General features: G+C 67.2%; 16 protein-coding genes. 7 read left to right on the forward strand and 9 right to left on the reverse strand.

The window, feature by feature from the left end; translation table 11 throughout:
• Nucleotides 1–68: 68 nt before the first annotated feature.
• Genes AC3WMA_RS19225 through AC3WMA_RS19240 form a run of 4 tightly spaced genes read right to left on the reverse strand, consistent with a single transcriptional unit; the run spans nucleotide 69 to nucleotide 5,227 of the window.
• Nucleotides 69–1,658: an ABC transporter substrate-binding protein gene (locus AC3WMA_RS19225; RefSeq protein ID WP_492286952.1), complete on the reverse strand. Its 1,590-nt coding sequence runs from the start codon at nucleotides 1,656–1,658 to the stop codon at nucleotides 69–71.
• A gap of 42 nt (nucleotides 1,659–1,700) precedes the next feature.
• The gene (locus AC3WMA_RS19230) at nucleotides 1,701–2,624 is read right to left on the reverse strand and encodes an ABC transporter permease (protein WP_492286953.1); all 924 of its coding nucleotides are present in this window, start codon (nucleotides 2,622–2,624) and stop codon (nucleotides 1,701–1,703) included.
• On the reverse strand, nucleotides 2,624–3,565 hold the full coding sequence (locus AC3WMA_RS19235; RefSeq protein WP_492286954.1) for an ABC transporter permease: 942 nt from the start codon (nucleotides 3,563–3,565) through the stop codon (nucleotides 2,624–2,626). Before AC3WMA_RS19235 ends, AC3WMA_RS19230 begins: the two co-directional genes overlap by 1 nt.
• A 15-nt stretch (nucleotides 3,566–3,580) precedes the next feature.
• Nucleotides 3,581–5,227: an amidohydrolase gene (locus AC3WMA_RS19240; RefSeq protein WP_492286955.1), complete on the reverse strand. Its 1,647-nt coding sequence runs from the start codon at nucleotides 5,225–5,227 to the stop codon at nucleotides 3,581–3,583.
• 324 nt (nucleotides 5,228–5,551) lie between these two features.
• On the opposite strand from AC3WMA_RS19240, the gene AC3WMA_RS19245 reads away from it, so the two are divergent.
• The 7 genes from AC3WMA_RS19245 to AC3WMA_RS19275 all read left to right on the forward strand — a co-directional run bounded on the left by AC3WMA_RS19245 (nucleotide 5,552) and on the right by AC3WMA_RS19275 (nucleotide 12,536).
• Nucleotides 5,552–6,130 (forward strand): cupin domain-containing protein, encoded by a 579-nt coding sequence (locus AC3WMA_RS19245; protein WP_257733203.1) that lies wholly within the window; start codon nucleotides 5,552–5,554, stop codon nucleotides 6,128–6,130.
• A gap of 111 nt (nucleotides 6,131–6,241) precedes the next feature.
• Nucleotides 6,242–7,105, forward strand: coding sequence for a helix-turn-helix transcriptional regulator (locus AC3WMA_RS19250; RefSeq protein ID WP_492286956.1), 864 nt, complete (start codon nucleotides 6,242–6,244; stop codon nucleotides 7,103–7,105).
• A 164-nt stretch (nucleotides 7,106–7,269) separates the two neighbouring features.
• The gene (locus AC3WMA_RS19255; protein ID WP_492286957.1) at nucleotides 7,270–7,809 is read left to right on the forward strand and encodes a TonB-dependent receptor plug domain-containing protein; all 540 of its coding nucleotides are present in this window, start codon (nucleotides 7,270–7,272) and stop codon (nucleotides 7,807–7,809) included.
• Nucleotides 7,770–9,461: a TonB-dependent siderophore receptor gene (locus AC3WMA_RS19260; RefSeq protein ID WP_492286958.1), complete on the forward strand. Its 1,692-nt coding sequence runs from the start codon at nucleotides 7,770–7,772 to the stop codon at nucleotides 9,459–9,461. The genes AC3WMA_RS19255 and AC3WMA_RS19260 overlap by 40 nt, the downstream gene beginning before the upstream one ends.
• A gap of 8 nt (nucleotides 9,462–9,469) precedes the next feature.
• Nucleotides 9,470–10,309 carry an alpha/beta hydrolase gene (locus AC3WMA_RS19265; RefSeq protein ID WP_492286959.1) on the forward strand — a complete coding sequence of 280 codons (840 nt, stop codon included), beginning with the start codon at nucleotides 9,470–9,472 and terminating at the stop codon, nucleotides 10,307–10,309.
• A complete protein-coding gene (locus AC3WMA_RS19270; RefSeq protein WP_492286960.1) occupies nucleotides 10,306–11,418 on the forward strand; it encodes an ABC transporter substrate-binding protein in 1,113 nt (370 codons plus the stop codon). Before AC3WMA_RS19265 ends, AC3WMA_RS19270 begins: the two co-directional genes overlap by 4 nt.
• An 11-nt stretch (nucleotides 11,419–11,429) precedes the next feature.
• Entirely contained in the window at nucleotides 11,430–12,536 is a 1,107-nt protein-coding gene (locus tag AC3WMA_RS19275) for a DUF2218 domain-containing protein (protein ID WP_492286961.1), read from the forward strand.
• On the opposite strand, the gene tam is transcribed toward AC3WMA_RS19275, so the two are convergent.
• Genes tam through AC3WMA_RS19300 form a run of 5 tightly spaced genes read right to left on the reverse strand, consistent with a single transcriptional unit; the run spans nucleotide 12,537 to nucleotide 17,103 of the window.
• Entirely contained in the window at nucleotides 12,537–13,322 is a 786-nt protein-coding gene (tam, locus tag AC3WMA_RS19280; protein WP_492286962.1) for a trans-aconitate 2-methyltransferase, read from the reverse strand.
• On the reverse strand, nucleotides 13,319–14,098 hold the full coding sequence (locus AC3WMA_RS19285) for a class I SAM-dependent methyltransferase (protein ID WP_492286963.1): 780 nt from the start codon (nucleotides 14,096–14,098) through the stop codon (nucleotides 13,319–13,321). The genes tam and AC3WMA_RS19285 overlap by 4 nt, the downstream gene beginning before the upstream one ends.
• A gap of 3 nt (nucleotides 14,099–14,101) precedes the next feature.
• Nucleotides 14,102–14,884, reverse strand: a complete 783-nt coding sequence (locus tag AC3WMA_RS19290) for an ABC transporter ATP-binding protein (RefSeq protein WP_492286964.1) — start codon at nucleotides 14,882–14,884, stop codon at nucleotides 14,102–14,104.
• 3 nt (nucleotides 14,885–14,887) lie between these two features.
• A complete protein-coding gene (locus AC3WMA_RS19295) occupies nucleotides 14,888–15,931 on the reverse strand; it encodes a FecCD family ABC transporter permease (protein ID WP_492286965.1) in 1,044 nt (347 codons plus the stop codon).
• Between the two features lie 35 nt (nucleotides 15,932–15,966).
• Nucleotides 15,967–17,103, reverse strand: coding sequence for an ABC transporter substrate-binding protein (locus tag AC3WMA_RS19300; protein WP_492286966.1), 1,137 nt, complete (start codon nucleotides 17,101–17,103; stop codon nucleotides 15,967–15,969).
• Nucleotides 17,104–17,170: the final 67 nt, after the last annotated feature.

Raw genomic sequence — 17,170 nt, forward strand, 5'->3', positions numbered from 1 at the left:
CAACGGGCTGGAGCAATCAGACATAGAAAAAGCGCCGCGCGGTTCTCACCGCGCGGCGCCGAAGACGCTCAGCGCTTCAGCTTGAGGTCGAGCCCCTTGTAGAGGCCGGCACCGTAGATGCCGTGGGCCCGCACGCCCTCCAGCCGGTCGCCGGCAACGACCCAGAGCGGCTGCGAAGCCAGGGGAACCCAGACATTCGCCTCGGTGAGCTGCGTCTGGACCGCGCCGATCGCCTGCTTGCGCTTGTCGGCATCGACGGCGGTCGCCGCGGCCTTGAGCAACTCGTCGGTCTTCGGGTCCTTCCAGTTCATCCGGTTCGGCGTCGGGGCCTGGCGGCTGGCGAAGTAGAGGTTCAGCGCCTCGGTGGCCGTCACATAGGGATAGGCCATGTAGAAGGCGTCGAATTCCTGCGTCGCGAGCTTGCCCCAGGCGACGGTGGCGTCCCAGAGCTGGATCTTGAGGTCGATGCCGACCTTGCGCAGGTCGGCCTGCATCGCCTCGGAGATGCGCGGGTTCACGTCGTTGCGGATACCGTAGACCGTGAAGGTCGCCTTCTGGCCGTCCTTCTCGCGGATGCCGTCGGCGCCCGGCTTCCAGCCCGCCTCGTCCAGCAGCTTGATGGCGCCGGCCGGGTTATGCTTCGGCATCTTGCTGGCGGAATCCTTGTCGTAGTCGAGCACGGCCGGGTTCAGCAGCGAGGGCAGCACCTGGCCCTTGCCGAAGAAGATCGCCTTGGCGATGGCCTGCTTGTCGGTCGCCATGTTGACGGCCTCGCGGATCACCGCGTCCTTCGACACGGGCTTGTCGATCTTGAAGCCCATGAAGATGTCGTAGATGTAGTTTTCCTGCCGCTGCACCGTCATGCCGGGGATGCGCTGCATGGTGTCGAGCGCGATATAGGGCATGTAATAGGTCACGTCGGCCTGCTTGGCCTGGATCGCGGCCATCAGCGTGTTCGACTCGGGGATGACCTTCCAGACGATCTCGTCGATCTGCGGCTTCGGGTCCTTGTAGATCGGCGGGCCCCAGCTGTAGTGCGGGTTCTTCTTGAGCACGAGCTCCTGGCGCGGGGTCCAGCGCGACCAGCAATAGGGGCCGGTGGCGTTGAAGCCCTGGACACCGAAATTCGGCCCGAGCTTCTCGACGGTCGCCTTGTCGACCACCGAGGCGAAGGACAGGGCGAGCTGGAACATCAGGTCGCTATAGGGCTCCTTCAGCTCGTAGATCAGCGTGGAATCACCGTCGGCGCGGATGTCCTTGACCGGGCCGCCGCGGAAGGAGACCGGCGACTTGTTGGCCGGGTCGGTCCAGCGCTTCAGCGAATAGACGACGTCGTCGATCGTCATCGGCCGGCCGTCGCAGAACTTCACGTCCTTCCGGATCTTGAAGGTGTAGGTCAGTCCATCCGGCGAGATCGTCCAGCTATCGGCGAGGCCGGGCTTGATCGTCTTCATGTCGAAATCGACCGTCACCAGCGTGTCGGCCAGCATGTACATGACCTCGGCCGCCGCCGTCGCGGTGGTGCGGATCGGGTCGTAATTGTCGGCATCGATGACGCGCAGGATCGAGAGCGGCGCCTTCTGCTGGGCGACCGCGGGCACGACCGCAAAACTTGCGGCGGCGGCGCCGGCGAGAAGCAGAGTTGAGAGTTTGAACATCGAGCAAGTCCCCTTTTTGACGCTTCTTGGTTGATATCGCTGCTATTTGCGCAGCTTGGGATCGAGGGCGTCCCGCAGGGAGTCGCCAAGCACGTTGAAAGCCAGCACGACCGCGAAGATCACCAGGCTCGGCAGGACCGAGACATGCGGCGCGAAGAACAGGAAGTTGCGGCCGTCCGCCGCCATGGCGCCGAGCTCGGCCGTTGGCGGCTGGGCGCCGAGGCCCAGGAACGACAGCGCTGCGCCGAGCAGGATGACCTGGCCGAAACGCAAGGTGACGAAGACGAAGATGGCCGAGAGGCAGTTCGGCAGGACATAGCGCAGGATGATACGCAGATCGCTCAGGCCCAGCGAGCGCGCCGCCTCGATATAGCCCTGCTGCAGCACGACCAGCGCCGAGCCACGCACGACGCGCGCCATCAAGGGCACTGTCGCGATCGAGAGTGCGATGATGACAGCGAGCAGGCCCGGCCCGAAGATCGCGGCGATGGCGAGGCCGAACAGGATCGCGGGGAAGGACAGGAGGACGTCCATGAACCGCATCAGCACGCCGGACAGCTTCGGATAGTAGGCGGCGGCGAAGCCGATGATGCCGCCGATCACGCAGCCGAAGGCGACCGAGGCCGAGCCCATCAGCAGGGTCGTGCGCAAGCCGTAGAGCAGGCGCGTGATCATGTTGCGGCCCTGCCCGTCCGTGCCGAGCAGACCGGCCTCGCCCGGCGGCTTCAGCGTGTTGGCGAGATCGTTGCCGAAGGGATCGGTCGGTGCGAGCCAGGGCGCGAAGACCGCGCAGAGGATGGCGAGGACGACGAGCGCCAGCGCGATGCAGGAGCCGACATCGGAGATCAGCATCCGGAGCACGGTCTTGCGGCGCACGGGCGTGGCGGCGGCGACGCTGACGGCCGCTTCGACCGTCTTGGCGCCGGGCTGGAACGCATTGCGATCGAGCTTCATGGGGGAGCTCATCAGGTGCCCCTCACGCGTGGGTCGAGCACGGCATAGAGGACGTCCACCGCGAGATTGACCAGGATGAAGCCGAGCGAGAGCATGATGATCGTGCCCTGCGCCATCGGCAGGTCGCTCGACAGGATGGCGCCGACCGCGAGCCGGCCGATGCCCGGCCAGGAGAACACGGTCTCGGTGACGACGGCGCCGCCGAGCAGGAAGCCGATCTGCAGGCCGATCAGCGTGACGACCGGAACGAGCGCGTTGCGGAGCGTGTGGCGCAGCACGACCGTGCCCTCGCCGAGCCCCTTGGCACGGGCAGTGCGGACATGGTCGGCACCGAGCTCGTCCAGCACCGAGGTGCGGGTCATACGGGCGACCGGGCCGACGAAGACGCCGCCCAAAGTGATCGCCGGCAGGATGATCCCCTGGATGCCCTCCCAGGTCCAGAGCGGGCCGGTGCGGCCGGTGAAGGGCAGGATCGGGTAATAGAAGCCGAAGAGCCAGATCAGCCCGAGGCCGAGGAAGAAGACCGGTAGCGAGACACCGGCCACCGAGAAAGCCATGATCGCGCGGTCGATCAGCGAGCCCCGGTAATAGGCGCCGACGGTGCCCAAGAACATGCCGAGCGGGATCGCCCAGATCAGCGAGGCGAACATCAGCTCCAGCGTCGGGCCGATGGTGTTGCCGAGTTCCTGCGTCACCGGGACGTTGTTGATGATGGAGACGCCGAGATCGCCCTGGAGCAGCCGCCCGATATAGATCGCGAACTGCTTCCACAGGGGCTGGTTCAACCCGAGTTCCTGGCGGATCGCCTCCACCACGTCCTGCGTCGCGGTCGGCCCGGCGCGGACCTGGGCCGGATCGGTCGGCACGACCTGCATCAGCAGGAAGCCGATCAGCAGGACGCCGAGCATCACCGGCAGGACCAGCAGCAGCCTTTGCAGCGTATGTTTGAGCATTGCTGAGGTCCCGGCCTATTGCGCCGCAGCCGCAAGCTGGCCGTGCCGGTCGAAGACCACCTCGCCACCGAGCAGCGTCAGGTCGCAGCGCACGTCGTTCTCGACCTCACCGACGGGGATCGCGAAAATGTCGTGCGAGAGCACGGCGATATCAGCGAGCTGGCCCGGCACCAGCCGGCCGAGCTTGTCCTCGGCGAACTGGGTATAGGCGCCGAGCAAGGTATAGGCGTGGACGGCCTCCTCCATGCTCAGCTTCTCGGCGCCGCCGATCTCGGTATGGCGCTTGGTCTGACGGGTGACCATCGTGAAGAGGTTCTTGAACGGGTCGGTGGCGCAGACCGGGGCATCCGAGCTTGCCGCGGCATGCAGGCCGCCATCGAGCCATTTGCGCATCGGGTAGGAGGCGCCGGCGCGCTCTTCGCCCAGATTGATCACATAGAGATCGCCGAATTCGTAGATGAAGGCCGGCTGCGGCACCGGATCGATGCCGGCAGCGGCCATGCGGGCGAGTTGGCCATCGGTCAGGAAGCCGCAATGCTCGATGCGATGGCGGCGGCCCTTGATCGGATGCGCCGGACTGTCGGCCTTTTCCATGCCGGAGAGAACCTGCTCGATCGCGGCGTCGCCGATCGCGTGGATCGCGAGCTGGTAGCCGAGCTCGTGGTAGTGCCGGAGATAGCCATGCATGGCGGCATCGGAATAGATGAAGATGCCGCGATTATCGGGGTCGCCAACGAGGTAGGGCTCGCTCATCGCGGCGGTCAGACCGCCGGCACTACCGTCGCCGAAGACCTTCATCGCGCCGTAGCGCAAGAGGCCGGTCTCGCGGCCGAAGCGGTAACCCGCCGCATAGGCTTCGTCGCCGATGCCGTCGGCATTGCCGTAAATGCAGACCCAGGTGCGGACCGGCAGAGTGCCGGCGCGCGCGACCTCCTCATAGGCCTCGATCTCGGCCATACCGGCGCCCATGCCGACGCCGGCATCCATCACGCTGGTGAAGCCCTGCGCGAGCATGTAGTGCCCGGCCTTCTCGATCGCGGCTTTCAGCTCCGCCAGGCTCGGCTTCGGCATCGCCTCGACGATCAGGCGCATGGCGCTCTCGGCCAGCAGGCCCGTCAGCTTGTTGTCGCGGCGCTCGATCAGGCCGCCATCGGGGCTCGGCGTGTTGTGGCCGATACCGGCCGCCGCCATGGCGCGGCCATTGACGACGCCGACATGGCCGCAGGTGCGCTTGATATAGACGGGATTGTCCGGGGCGACGCGGTCGAGCTCCTCGGCGGTCGGATGGCGGGCCTCGGCCAGCTCGTTATGATCATAGCCGCGGCCGGTGACCCATTCGCCGGGCTTCTTGCCCTTCACGGCGGCAGCGATGCGGCGCAGGATCTCGTCGATGCTATTCACGCCCTCCTCGGGGCGCAGGTTGACCTCGCTCATGGCGAGGCCGAGCGGCAGCAGGTGCATATGCGCGTCGTTCAGGCCGGGAATGGCGACGCGGCCGGCGAGGTCGACGACCCTGGTGGCCGGGCCCTGCAAGGCGGCGATCTCGGCAGCCGAACCGGCAGCCAGAACCTTCCCCCCGCCGATCGCCAGGGCTTCCACGAAGCCTTCCGCCAAGCCGCAGAAGATGCGGCCATTCAACAAAACGGTCTCGGCTTGCGTCATCGGCCCGGATTACCCTGCTTTCCCTGTTGAATTCTCGCCGCGAGGCATTGGCGAGGCGATAGTCTTCGGCAAGCATCTCCCGTGCCATGCACGCGGCTATGCGCGTCCATGCGGCCCTATCGCAGCGAATGGGGATTTAGTCTGGACGGTGTGCTTTGAACGCGAAAACTATGCCACTCCGCCGGTTCCCCATGACACTATTTTCTTATTGGCTTTCCGGCAGCATCGCTCAGAATATTGAACATGGCAAGGACCGCCGAGCAGGCGGGCCCTGCATGACGCGCAGGAACGACAAGGCGCGCAGAAGAGGGAAACGGAACGGCCATGAGCTTTGACGTCGGCGGTAGGCTAAAGGAAATCAGGTTGGCAGCCGGGCTTTCCCAGCGCGAGCTCGCGGCGCGCTCGGGCGTGACCCATAGCCTGATCTCGCTGATCGAGCAGAACCGGAACAGTCCGTCGGTCGCGTCGCTGCGCAAGATCCTCGACGGCATCCCGATGACGATGGTGAATTTTTTTGACGAGGCGAAGGCACCACGGGACAAGGTGTTCTTCGAGGCCTCCGACCTGCTCGACCTGACCTCGCGCCTGCACCAGGTCAATGGCGGCGAGAGCCGCGGCCAGATGTCCTTCCGCCAGGTCGGGGATGCCCAGGCCCATAACCTGCAGATCCTGCACGAATCCTACGATCCCGGCGCCGATACCGGCGCCGCCATGCTCAAGCACGAATCCCACGAAGGCGGGGTGGTGCTGGCCGGCGAGCTCGAAATCACGGTCGGCGACCAGATCAAGGTGCTGAAGCCCGGCGATGCCTATCTCTTCGACAGCCGCATCCCGCACCGCTATCGCAATATCGGGACGGAGCGCTGCATCGTCGTGAGCGCCTGCACGCCGCCCTACCTTTGAGAAAACGCCAGCAGGACTACACCGGCGAACCTTAGAACACATTTAAACTATTGATATTATTTGATTTTTACTCCAGCATCGGATAAACATAACCTCCTCACAGAGGTCGCGATGCCCGCCAGTTCCAGCCCCGTACAGAAATCTGCCACGAGCCTGGAGCTGTTCTCGCGCAATCTCTCGCTCTCCGCCGGCACGTTCCTGATCCAGGAAGGCGAGCGGATCGTCGGCCCGATGCGGCCGGGCCTCAAGGTCGCGGTCATGCTGGAGGGCCGGCAGGCGCTGGAGCTCGATGACCGCCCGGCCGTCCTGCTCGATGGGCCTACGGTCCTCGTCGCAGCCAATGGCGGCGAGCATATGCAGCAGCGGACGGGCCTCGCCGACGGCGCGCTGCGCTGCGCGCTGATGCAGTTCGATTTCGATTTCGTCGCCCGCGAGTTCGGGCCGGATGTCGCCAAGGCCGCCCGCCTCGCCTGTTCCGACGATGCCGGCTTCTGGGTGCGCCCAGCCGATGCGCCGATCCGCTCGCTGGCGCTGCAGATGGCGGAATGCCCGGTCGGCGAAGCGCTGCGCCCGCTCTATCTCGCCGGCAAGGCGCTGGAACTCGGAGCGCTGGTGCTGGACCGGATGCTCGGCGAGCGCCCCGTCCGCCCGGCGCGGCTCAGCCCGCGCCTGCGCGAGCAGGTTCATGCGGCCCGCGACCGCCTGCTCGAAACTTTACAGGAGCCCCTCAGCCTGGCGGAGCTGGCGCGCGAAAGCGGGCTCAATCCGACCAAGCTCACCTCCGCCTTCCGAACCGAGTTCGGTGCCAGCGTCTTCGAGTACCTGCAGGAGCAGCGCCTGCAGCAGGCCTATGCGCTGATCGCGAACGGAGAAGCCAGCGTCGCCGTCGCCGCTTTCCAGGTCGGCTACAGCCCGGCGCATTTCTCAGGGCTGTTCCGCAAGCGTTTCGGCGTCGCTCCGAGCTCGCTGCGCTGATTCAAGCCATGTCCCTGCCCTCCCGTTCTTGCTTGGACGCGTTCGAAACGCGACCGAAAGAAATACTGCCGCGATCGAAAGCCAAGCGCGTTGCCGGCTGTGCGGCCTTCCTGAAAGAACCCCGGGGACGAGGGCGCGCAGGCGCCGGGGGCAGGAATGCAGGCATGACCGGGATCAACAGCAGCAATCGCGCCATGGGACGGGCCGGCGTGGCACTGGCCGCGCTTCTCGTCGGTGGCGCCGGCACGGCGCTGGCGCAGGGCGCCCAGCCGCAGCCCGCGGGCACAGCGATCGGCCTCGATACGATCGACGTCCAGGGCGAGCGCGCCGGCGGCCCGGTCAACGGCTATGTCGCGCGCCGCAGTGACACCGCGACCAAGACCGACACGCCGATCATGGAGACGCCGCAGTCGATCACGGTCGTCACGCGCGACCAGATGGACGCCCAGGGCGCCCAGAATGTCAGCCAGGCGCTGCGCTATACTGCCGGCGTGCTCGGCGAGACCCGCCTCTCGATGGGCCGCTATGACAGCGTCTTCATCCGCGGCTTCGGCGGCTCGGGCGGCACGGCCGGCTTCGTCAACAATCTCGACGGCCTGCGCTACCAGCGCGGCATCAACTTCCTCGTCCCACCTATGAATCCTGGGGGCTGGAGCGGGTCGAGGTGCTGCGCGGCCCGTCCTCGGTGGTGTTCGGGCAGGTGAAGCCCGGCGGCATCGTCAACATGGTCAGCAAGCGCCCGCGGGAGGAGCGGCACGGCGAGGTCCAGCTCCAGTTCGGCAGCCATGACCGCGCCCAGATGGCCTTCGATTTCGGCGGGCCGATCGACCAGCAGAAGACCTGGCTCTACCGCGTCGTCGGCCTCGGCCGGGCGGCGGACACGCAGGTCGACTACACCCGCGAGGAGCGCATCTTCATCGCGCCATCGCTGACCTACCGGCCGAATGCGGCGACGAGCCTGACCCTGCTGGCCTCGTTCCAGCGCGATCCGGAGACCGGCTTCTACGGCTTCATCCCGGCGGTCGGCACGGTGCTGCCGAGCCGCGCCGGCCGCATCCGGAGCAATTTCTTCCCGGGCGAGCCGAATTTCGAAGGCTATAGCCGCAACCAGGCCAATCTCGGCTACGCCTTCGAGCATCGCTTCAACGACGTCTTCACCTTCCGCCAGAACGTCCGCATCTCGGATCTCGAATCGCGCAACCGCACCGTCGCGGTCGGCGGCATCGCAGCCGACCAGAAGACCCTGACGCGCCGCGCCACGATCTCGAACGAGCGCGCCCGCACCGCCGGCATCGACAACCAGCTCCAGGCCGATTTCCGCACGGGGCCGCTGACGCACAAGGTGCTGTTCGGCGTCGACGGCTACTGGACCGATGCCAAGGCCGCCACCGGCGCCGGCGGCACGGTGCAGTCGCTCGACTTCACCAATCCGATCTACGGGCGCCTGCCCTTCATCCTGCCGACCGTGCCGAGCACCACGCAGACGACGGCCCAGTACGGCATCTACCTGCAGGACCAGATCAAGCTCGACCGGCTCTCGCTGCTCGTCGGCGGCCGCTTCGACCGGGCCGAGGCGCGCACCCGCGCGCTGTCCACCAGCGTGCTGACCAAGCAGGACGATACGGCACGGACCGGCCGCGTCGCACTGATGTACAATTTCGACAACGGCTTCGCGCCCTATGTCAGCTACTCGACCTCGTTCGAGCCGGTCGCGGGCACGGCCTTCGGCGGCACGCCGTTCAAGCCGACCGAAGGCGAGCAGTACGAGGCCGGCTTCAAATACGAGCTGCCGGGGACCAATGCCTTCCTGCAGGCTTCGGTCTATCAGCTGACCCAAACCAACGTCACAACGACCGACCTCGCCCATCCGACCTTCCAGATCCAGACCGGCGAGATCCGCGCCCGCGGCGTCGAGGTCGAGGCGCGCGCCAGCGTCTATGAGAATCTCGATCTCGTCGCGGCCTATACCTATACCGATGCCGAGGTGACCAAGAGCAACGGCGTCGACCTCGGCAAGCGCCCGCCGGTCGTGCCGCGCCACACCGCGGCGCTCTGGGCGCATTACACCTTCCGGACGGGCATGCTCTCCGGCCTCGGGCTCGGTGCCGGCGTGCGCTATGTCGGCGGTGGCGCGGGCGATCCCGGCAACACCTTCTCGACCTCGGACTACACGCTGGTCGATGCCGCGATCAGCTACGACCTCGCCGCCGCCAGCCCGGCGCTCAAGGGCTGGAGGCTGCAGGTCAACGCCCAGAACCTGTTCGACAAGGAGTATATCTCCGGCTGCTACGGCACGACGCAGTGCTCCTTCGGCCTGCGCCGCACGGTGCTCGCGACACTGTCCTACCGCTGGTGAGAGCGCCCATGCAGCCAGGCAGCCCTGCCGATCCCGCATTCGCCCCCGTCACGCTGCCGCAGGCCTGGCAGCGTGATTTCGAGGCGCGGGACGGCGCGCGCTACCGGCTGCTGGTCTCCGTGCCGGAAGGCCCCGCTCCGGCAGGCGGCTTCCCGAGCCTCGTGCTGGTCGACGGCCACGCGCTGTTCCCGGTCGCTGCCACCGCCGCCCGCCTGCAGGCGCAACGCCCGGAAGCGACCAGCGTCGGCCCAGCCGTCGTGATCGGAATCGGTTATCCCGGTGAGCGGCCCTTCGATGCCGAGCGGCGCCAGCGCGACCTCCTGCCCGTGCCTGACGGAGCCGACCGCTTCCTCGACATGATCGTCGATGAGGTGTTGCCGGCTGTCGCCCAGATCGCCCCGCTCGACCCGGCAAGGCGCGCGCTCGCCGGCCATTCCTATGGCGGGCTGTTCGTGCTGCATGCACTGTTCACCCGGCCCGGCCTGTTTGAGTCCCTCGTCGCCGGCAGCCCGTCGATCTGGTGGCAGGATCGCGCCATCCTCGCGAGCGAGGAAGCCTTCCGGCGCGCTGGCGCCGCTCCCGCCGGGCGATTGCTGATCACGGTCGGCGGCCATGAGCAGGACCCGCTGCTCGCCGTCACCCAACAACGGGCCGAGCGGCTGGCACGGGCGCGGATGTGCGACAACGCCGCCGAGATGGCGGAGCGCCTGAGCGCCTCCGGCCGCGTCGATTGCAGCTTCACCGAATTCCCCGGCGAGAACCATGTCTCGGTGATCCTGCCGATGCTCGCGCGCACTGTCGCCTTCACGCTCGCCGGCACGGCGCAGGACAAGGCGGCAGCGGCATGATGCTCGACAGGCGTTCGCTGATCCTGGGCGGCTTGAGCCTGCCAGTCCTGCCCGCCATGGCCGCCGACCCGGTCGTCGCAACCGATGTGCTCGGCCGTACCGTCAGACTCGCGGCTCCGGCGAAACGCATCGTGCTGGCGCAAGGCCGGCAGCTCAACGCACTCGGCCTGATCCACCCCGATCCGGTCAGCATCCTCGCCGGCTGGGGCAGCGACCTCGAACGCCAGAACCCTGACGGGCTCGCCCGCTATCGGACGCGCTTTCCGGGAATCAATGCGCTCCCGCTCGTCGGCGATGGTGGCACGGCTGCCGGCTTCTCGCTGGAACGGGCGATCGCGCTCGGCCCCGATCTCGTCGTGCTCAGCAAATCGCTCGCCGGCACGCGCCGCGGCTCCGGCGATCTCGTCGAGAAGCTGGAAGCCGCCGGCATTCCCGTCGCGGTCGTCGATTTCTTCCTGGAGCCACTGCGCGACACCGTGCCGAGCCTCAGGGCACTGGGCATCCTCACTGGCCAGCAGGACCAGGCCGGGCGATTGATCGCCTTCTACGAGGAGCGAATGAAGCGAATCGCGAGCCGGGTCGCGGATGCGAAGCGCCCCTCCGTCTTCATTCACGCCCACGCCGGCGGCTATGATTGCTGCATGACGGCCGGGCAGGGCACGTTCAACGAATTCATCCAGGCCGCCGGCGGACGCAACATCGCCGCTGCCATGCTGCCGGGCGCGACCGGGCAGATCGGCCTCGAACAGCTCATCGGCGCCGACCCGGATGTCTATATCGCGACCGGCGGCACGCATCTGACCAAGCTCGGTGGGCTCGTGCTCGGCCTCGGCGTCAGCGAGACGGATGCCGCCGCGAGCTTTGCCAAGCTTTTGGCCACGCCCTCGCTCAAGATGCTCAGTGCCATCGAGAAGCGCCGCGCCTTCGGCTTCTGGCACCTGTTCAACGACACCCCGCTGCATGTCGTCGCGATCGAGGCGCTGGCGAAATGGCTCCACCCGGAGCGTTTCGCCGATATCGACCCGGCTGCGACGCTTGCCGAGGGCGCCCGCTTCTCGGCGATCCCGCTCGACGGGACGCTCTGGATCGCGGCGCCGCCGAAAGCCTAACGGAGACCCTCATGCTGGCCACCTCGACCCGGATCGCACTCGCCAAACCGGCTGATGTCCTGAAGCCGCTCTGCGAGCATCTCGTCGAGCACGAGGCCGTCATCACCGAGCAGGGCGACACGACGATCATCGCCCTCGACGGCAGCCAGGCGCGCATCGACCTTTCGGCCAGCGCCCTCGACGTTACCGTCGAGGCGCCGGATGTGGCCGCGCTGCTCGGCATGAAACGCGCCATCGCCAGCCATGTCATCGAGTTCGCCCCGAAGGACGCAGCGCCCGAGATGCGCTGGACCGGCGACGGCACCGGCCCCGCCCTGCCCGCGGAATTCCGCATCCTGACCGTCACCCGCGTCGAGCGGATCACGCCGCATATGGCCCGCATCCGCTTCACGGGCGACGATCTCGCGCGCTACGACCATATCGACGCGCTGCATGTGCGCCTGTTCATCCCGCCCGAGGGTGTGAGCGAGCCGAGCTGGCCGATGGTCGGCGATGACGGGCTCCTGCTGCCCTCGCCGGCGGGAACGAAGCCGCTGGTGCGCAAGTATACGATCCGCGAAATCGACGTCGCCAACGGCACGCTCGCGCTCGATTTCGTGCTGCACGAGGATGCCGGACCGGGCTCGGCCTTCGCGTTCCGGGCCAAGGCCGGCGACAGGATCGGCATGGCAGGCCCCGGCGGGCGCGGGCTCAAGCCGGCCGAGCGCTATGTCTTTCTCGCCGACGAGACCGGCCTGCCGGCCGTGGCGCGGATGCTGGAGAACCTGCCGGCCCAAGCCGTGGGCCAAATCTTCATTGAGGTCGCCGACGCCGGCGAGGAACAGCCCCTGCGCCACCCGGCCGGCATGGCGCTGACCTGGCTGCATCGCGGGGACGCGGCACCGGGCAGCCTGCCGCTGCTGCAGGAGGCCTTCGCGACGGTCGACTGGCCGGAGGACGGACCTTCAACCTATCTCTGGTCGGCGTCGGAGCATGCCGCGTTCAAGGCGATCCGGGCGGCTTCGCGCGGCAAGCTCAGGCCGGAGCGCGACCAGAACCTCGTCGTCAGCTACTGGCGCGCCGGTGCCTCCGACGAGGAGCATGTCGCCGCCAAGAAGGCGGAAGCCGCGAAGGCCTGATCAGCCCTCGCGCACCGCGACGATGAACAGGCGCGGGAAGCGCAGCAGCACCTTCCCGTCGCTCTCGACCGGATAATGCGGCGCGATGCGCTCGAGATAGCGGGCGAGGAAGTCCTTCTGCTCCTCGGCCGTCAAACGGTCGAGATAAGGCTTCAGGCCGGTGCTCTTGAACCATTCGGCGATGGCTTCGAGATTGGTCAGCGCGTGAACGTAGGTGGTCTGCCAGATATCGACGCGGCAGCCGGCCTCGATCAGCAAGCGGCGGTAATCGCCGAAGGAACCGATCGCCGAGCGCTCCGCCTTCGCGGTGGCAAGCTTTTCAGCCCAGGGGCCTTCCGCCGCAACCTCGCGCATCGCGACATGCGAAGGCTCGTTGAGATTGTTCGGCATCTGCACGGCAAGGCACCCGCCTGATGTCAGCGAGCCTGCCAGACGCGGAAACAGGCCCTCGTGATCCGGCAGCCATTGCAGCACGGCATTGGCGAAGATCAGGTCGTAGCCCGCCGCATCCGACCAGCTGTTCACGTCGCCGAGGACGAAGGAGAGGTTCGGCAGGCGCGTCCTGGCCTTCTCCAGCATGTCCGGCGAGGAATCGAGGCCCTCGTTCACGGCGTCGGGGAAACGGGCCGCGACCAGTTCCGTGCTGTTGCCGGGGCCGCAGCCGAGGTCGATGCAGCGCTTCGGGTCGCTCAGCGGCACGCGGGCGAGGAGATCGGCGGGCGGGCGCGTGCGCTCATCCTCGAAGCGCAGATATTGCGCGGCGTCCCAGTCCGGCTTGGCGATCATGCCGCGGGCTTCCGCGCCAGAAGGGCGAAGCGGGTCGAGGCGCCCAGCCGGATCGCGTCATGGAGGGGCGCGGCGCGCTGCTGCTCGCGCACGACCTGAATGTAATCGGCCGGGACGATGTCGACGAAGCCGGCAGCGGTCAGCATGTCTTCAAGACGCTGCCGGCTCAGCCCGTCCTTGAAATAGAAGCGGCTGGTGATCGAGGCATGGGTGTCGGCATCGATCTGGTGGACGGCCGCGCCGCGCTTCTCGCGCAGCCAGTTGCCGAAGCGATTGACCAGCGCCTGCCAGCGCGTGCGGTTGATCCAGTCGCCGTCGATGATCAGCATGCGGCCGCCGGGGCGCAGGACGCGGAACCACTCGCTGAGGGCAGCTTCCGGATCAGTCAACGTCCAGACGAGATGGCGGGTGATCGCCGCGTCGTAGCTCGCGTCTTCATCGAGCAGGCGCTCGGCATCGCCAAGCCGGAAGCGGGCGGCCTTGCCATGCTTGGCGCGGGCGCGCTCCAGCATCGCCTCGGAGAAGTCGAGCGCGGTGACACGGTGGTTCAGCGAGAGCAGGGCACGGGTGATTTCGCCGGTGCCGCAGGCGAGGTCGAGCACATCGAGCGGCTGCGGGCCGAAGGAATCGCCGATCAGGCGCTGGAAGGCCTTCAATTCGCGATCGGACTTGATCGCGTGGCCGAAGGAGAGATCGAAGCTCTCGGCCCGCGCCGACCAATAGGCGCGGATCTCTTCCTTCAAGGTGAAATTGTCATGCGAGGCGGGCGCGGACATCGCTCAGACCTGAATGTAAGGCTCGACCAGAAGCGTGCCCCGGGCTGAACGCTCCAGATGCACGCCGACCGCATATGTCTCCGATACCGCCTGATGTGCAAGCACATCCGCAGGGGGACCCGCCTGCGCGATGCGCCCCGAATTCATCACCAGCACCCGGTCGGCGAAGCGGGCCGCGAGCGAGAGATCGTGGATCGCCACCACGGTAACGATGTCGCGCCGACGCGTCGCCGCGCGGATCGTCGCCATGACGTCAAGCTGGCGGCGCACGTCGAGCGCACTGGTCGGCTCGTCGAGCAGGAGGACGTCGGGCTCGCGCACCAGCGCCTGGCCGATCGCCGCGAGCTGGCGCTGGCCGCCCGAGAGCGTCGCGATATCGCGCGAGGCGAAGGGCGCGAGGCCGAGCTCCTCGATTACCGCCTCGACGGCGCGGGTATCCTCGGGCGAGGCTGCAAGCGCATAGCCGCGATGCAGGCTCTTGCGGGCGAGCAGGATGATATCGAAGATCGAAAGGGCGACGCGCGCGCCGGTATCCTGCGCGAGATAGAACACCTTGCGCGCCCGCTCGCGCTGCGAGAGCGACGAGAGGTCGTGGCCGTCGAGCGCAACCGTGCCGCGCTCGGGGCGTAGCAAGCCAGCGGCGCAGCGGAACAGGGTCGACTTGCCGGAGCCGTTGGGGCCGACCAGCGCGGCGAGCTCGCCACGCGGCAGGGCTTCGGTGCCGAGCCCCTGCAGGACCGGCGTCGTGCCATAGCGGAAGTCGAGATCGCGGATCAGCAGCGCCATCGCTCAGACTCCCCGCCCACGGATCGACATCACCAGGCTGATGAAAAAGGGCACGCCGATCAGGGCCGTGATGATGCCGATCGGATAGATCACGCCCGGCGTGATCACCTTCGAGACGGTGGAGGCGAGCGAGAGCAGCACCGCGCTCGCGATCGTCGCGGTCGGCAGGAAGAAGCGCTGGTCCTCGCCGACCAGAAGCCGCGCGATATGCGGGCCGACGAGGCCGATGAAGCCGATGCCGCCGACGAAGGAGACCGAGACGGCGGCGAGCAGCGAGGTCGCGACGAGGATTTCCAGCCGCAGGCGATCGACGCGGACGCCGAGGCTCTCGGCGCGCTCGTCGCCCAGGCGCAGAGCCGTCAGCGCCCAGCCCCGCATCAGGAAGAACGGCAGCGCAAGCGCGATCAGTAGCGCGGCGACGCCGACTTTCTCCCAGCTGGCGCGGGCGAGGCTGCCAAGCGTCCAGAACACGATCTGGGTGAGCTGCACCTCGTTCGAACGGTATTGCAGCAGCGCGGTGATGGCGTTGCAGGTGAAGAGCAGGGCGATGCCAACGAGGATCATCGTCTCGGGGCTGACGCCGCGCAGCTTGGTCATGAAGAACAGGACGAGCGAGGCCGACAGCGCGAAGACGAAGGCGTTCGCCGTGACGATATAGGGGCCGGCGCCGGGGATGACGCTCCAGCCGAAGACGATCGCGACGGAGGCGCCGACTGTCGCCGCGGCCGAGACGCCGAGCGTGAAGGGGTCGGCCAGCGGGTTGGCGAGGATGGTCTGCATGCCCGCCCCACTCAGGCCCAGCATGGCGCCGACGGCCATCGCCATCAGCGCGATCGGCAGGCGCAGGTCCCAGACGATGACGGAGAGCCGCGGCGTCGCCGATTGCGGATCGACCAGCGTGCGCAGGACGTCACCGAGCGGCAGGTTGCCGGGGCCGATCGAGACGTCGAGCGCCAGCGCGACGGCGAGCGCGACGAGGCCGAGCAGGACGAGCTTCAGCCGGCGCGCATTGCGCCGGCGATAGTCCCCGGTGGCATTTGCCGTCATGGGCAGGATCGCGGCCATCGTCGCTCAGGCCATCCTTACTGGAGCTTGGCCCAGAACACGCCGGAATAGGGGATCGGCAGGAATTTCTCGTGGAATTCCTTGAAGACCGCCTCCGGGTCGACGTCCTTGAAGCGATCCGGATAGAACTCCTTCGCCATCGCGAGCTCGGCGATGAAGTAATACGGCGCGTCGTAGAACTGGTGGTAGAAGGCCATCACCTTCTTGGCCTGCACCGCCTTGAGCTGCTGGAAGCCGGGGCGGTTCATCAGCGCCGCCATTTCCTTCTGGACCTTCTCGGGCGTCGCGTCATAGCCGAGGCTGACGGCGCTGCTGCCGGGATTGCTGCCGTACCAATTGGCGCCTGTGAGGAAATAGACGTCCGGGTTGTCGGCGAGCACCTTCTCCTGCGCGGCCTGCGCCTGGAACGCGGAGAAGAACTGGCTGCCCCAGTTGCGCCCACCCGACTCCTCGATGAAGCGGCCGAAATTGAACGGACCGAACGTGGCGCAGCAAGGCAGGAGACCCGCGGCGCGCTCGACGAAGACCAGCGGCTTCTGCTTGTCGGGGATCGCGCCGACGCGGGCATAGATGCTGCGGGTCTGGCGCATGTAGTAGTCGGAGAAGGCGTTCGCCTCCTTTTCGCGGCCCAGGATGCGGCCGAGAAGCTGCACGCTCGGCAGCACGTTCTGGGTCGGGTCCTGGCGGAAATCGACGAAGACCGTGGTGATGCCGGCCTTCTCGAGCTTGGCGAGCAGACCCGTCTCCTGCGCCTTGAAGTAGTTGGAGAGGTCGAGAATGTAGACCTCCGTGCCGAGCGAGGCGATCTTCTCCATGCTGACATCGGCGGCATAGGGATTGCCCATGTTCGCGACGTCCTTGGCCTTCGGGAACTTGGCCAGGTATTTCTGCCAGGCGCCCGGATCGTTCTCGATCAGGTCGTTGCCCCAGCCGACGACGCGCTTGAACGGGTCATCGCGGTCGAGCATCGCCAGCGTATAGAGCTGGCGGCCTTCGCTGAGCACGATCTTCTGGGGGTCGCGCGTGACGTTGACGACGCGGCCGGCGAGGTCGGTGACCTCGATCGTCTCGGCGCTGGCGGCTCCCGCCATCAACACGGAAGCGCCGAACAGAACGGCGCAAGACAGACGGGAAAGCCAACGGGGAGCGGGCATCGGACAACATCCTGCCGGGGAAAGATGCCCTCGCGCTAACACAGGCCGTCTCAGGTCGGCAAAGCAA

This window comes from Allobosea sp. FW305-C-101 (assembly GCF_058783685.1).

Excerpts from the sequence above, each read along its gene's own strand:
- AC3WMA_RS19225 (WP_492286952.1), bottom strand. The coding sequence starts at position 1,658 with ATGTTCAAACTCTCAACTCTGCTTCTCGCCGGCGCCGCCGCCGCAAGT.
- AC3WMA_RS19230 (WP_492286953.1), bottom strand. The coding sequence starts at position 2,624 with ATGAGCTCCCCCATGAAGCTCGATCGCAATGCGTTCCAGCCCGGCGCC.
- AC3WMA_RS19235 (WP_492286954.1), bottom strand. The coding sequence starts at position 3,565 with ATGCTCAAACATACGCTGCAAAGGCTGCTGCTGGTCCTGCCGGTGATG.
- AC3WMA_RS19240 (WP_492286955.1), bottom strand. The coding sequence starts at position 5,227 with ATGACGCAAGCCGAGACCGTTTTGTTGAATGGCCGCATCTTCTGCGGC.
- AC3WMA_RS19245 (WP_257733203.1), top strand. The coding sequence starts at position 5,552 with ATGAGCTTTGACGTCGGCGGTAGGCTAAAGGAAATCAGGTTGGCAGCC.
- AC3WMA_RS19250 (WP_492286956.1), top strand. The coding sequence starts at position 6,242 with ATGCCCGCCAGTTCCAGCCCCGTACAGAAATCTGCCACGAGCCTGGAG.
- AC3WMA_RS19255 (WP_492286957.1), top strand. The coding sequence starts at position 7,270 with ATGACCGGGATCAACAGCAGCAATCGCGCCATGGGACGGGCCGGCGTG.
- AC3WMA_RS19265 (WP_492286959.1), top strand. The coding sequence starts at position 9,470 with ATGCAGCCAGGCAGCCCTGCCGATCCCGCATTCGCCCCCGTCACGCTG.
- AC3WMA_RS19270 (WP_492286960.1), top strand. The coding sequence starts at position 10,306 with ATGATGCTCGACAGGCGTTCGCTGATCCTGGGCGGCTTGAGCCTGCCA.
- AC3WMA_RS19275 (WP_492286961.1), top strand. The coding sequence starts at position 11,430 with ATGCTGGCCACCTCGACCCGGATCGCACTCGCCAAACCGGCTGATGTC.
- tam (WP_492286962.1), bottom strand. The coding sequence starts at position 13,322 with ATGATCGCCAAGCCGGACTGGGACGCCGCGCAATATCTGCGCTTCGAG.
- AC3WMA_RS19285 (WP_492286963.1), bottom strand. The coding sequence starts at position 14,098 with ATGTCCGCGCCCGCCTCGCATGACAATTTCACCTTGAAGGAAGAGATC.
- AC3WMA_RS19290 (WP_492286964.1), bottom strand. The coding sequence starts at position 14,884 with ATGGCGCTGCTGATCCGCGATCTCGACTTCCGCTATGGCACGACGCCG.
- AC3WMA_RS19295 (WP_492286965.1), bottom strand. The coding sequence starts at position 15,931 with ATGACGGCAAATGCCACCGGGGACTATCGCCGGCGCAATGCGCGCCGG.
- AC3WMA_RS19300 (WP_492286966.1), bottom strand. The coding sequence starts at position 17,103 with ATGCCCGCTCCCCGTTGGCTTTCCCGTCTGTCTTGCGCCGTTCTGTTC.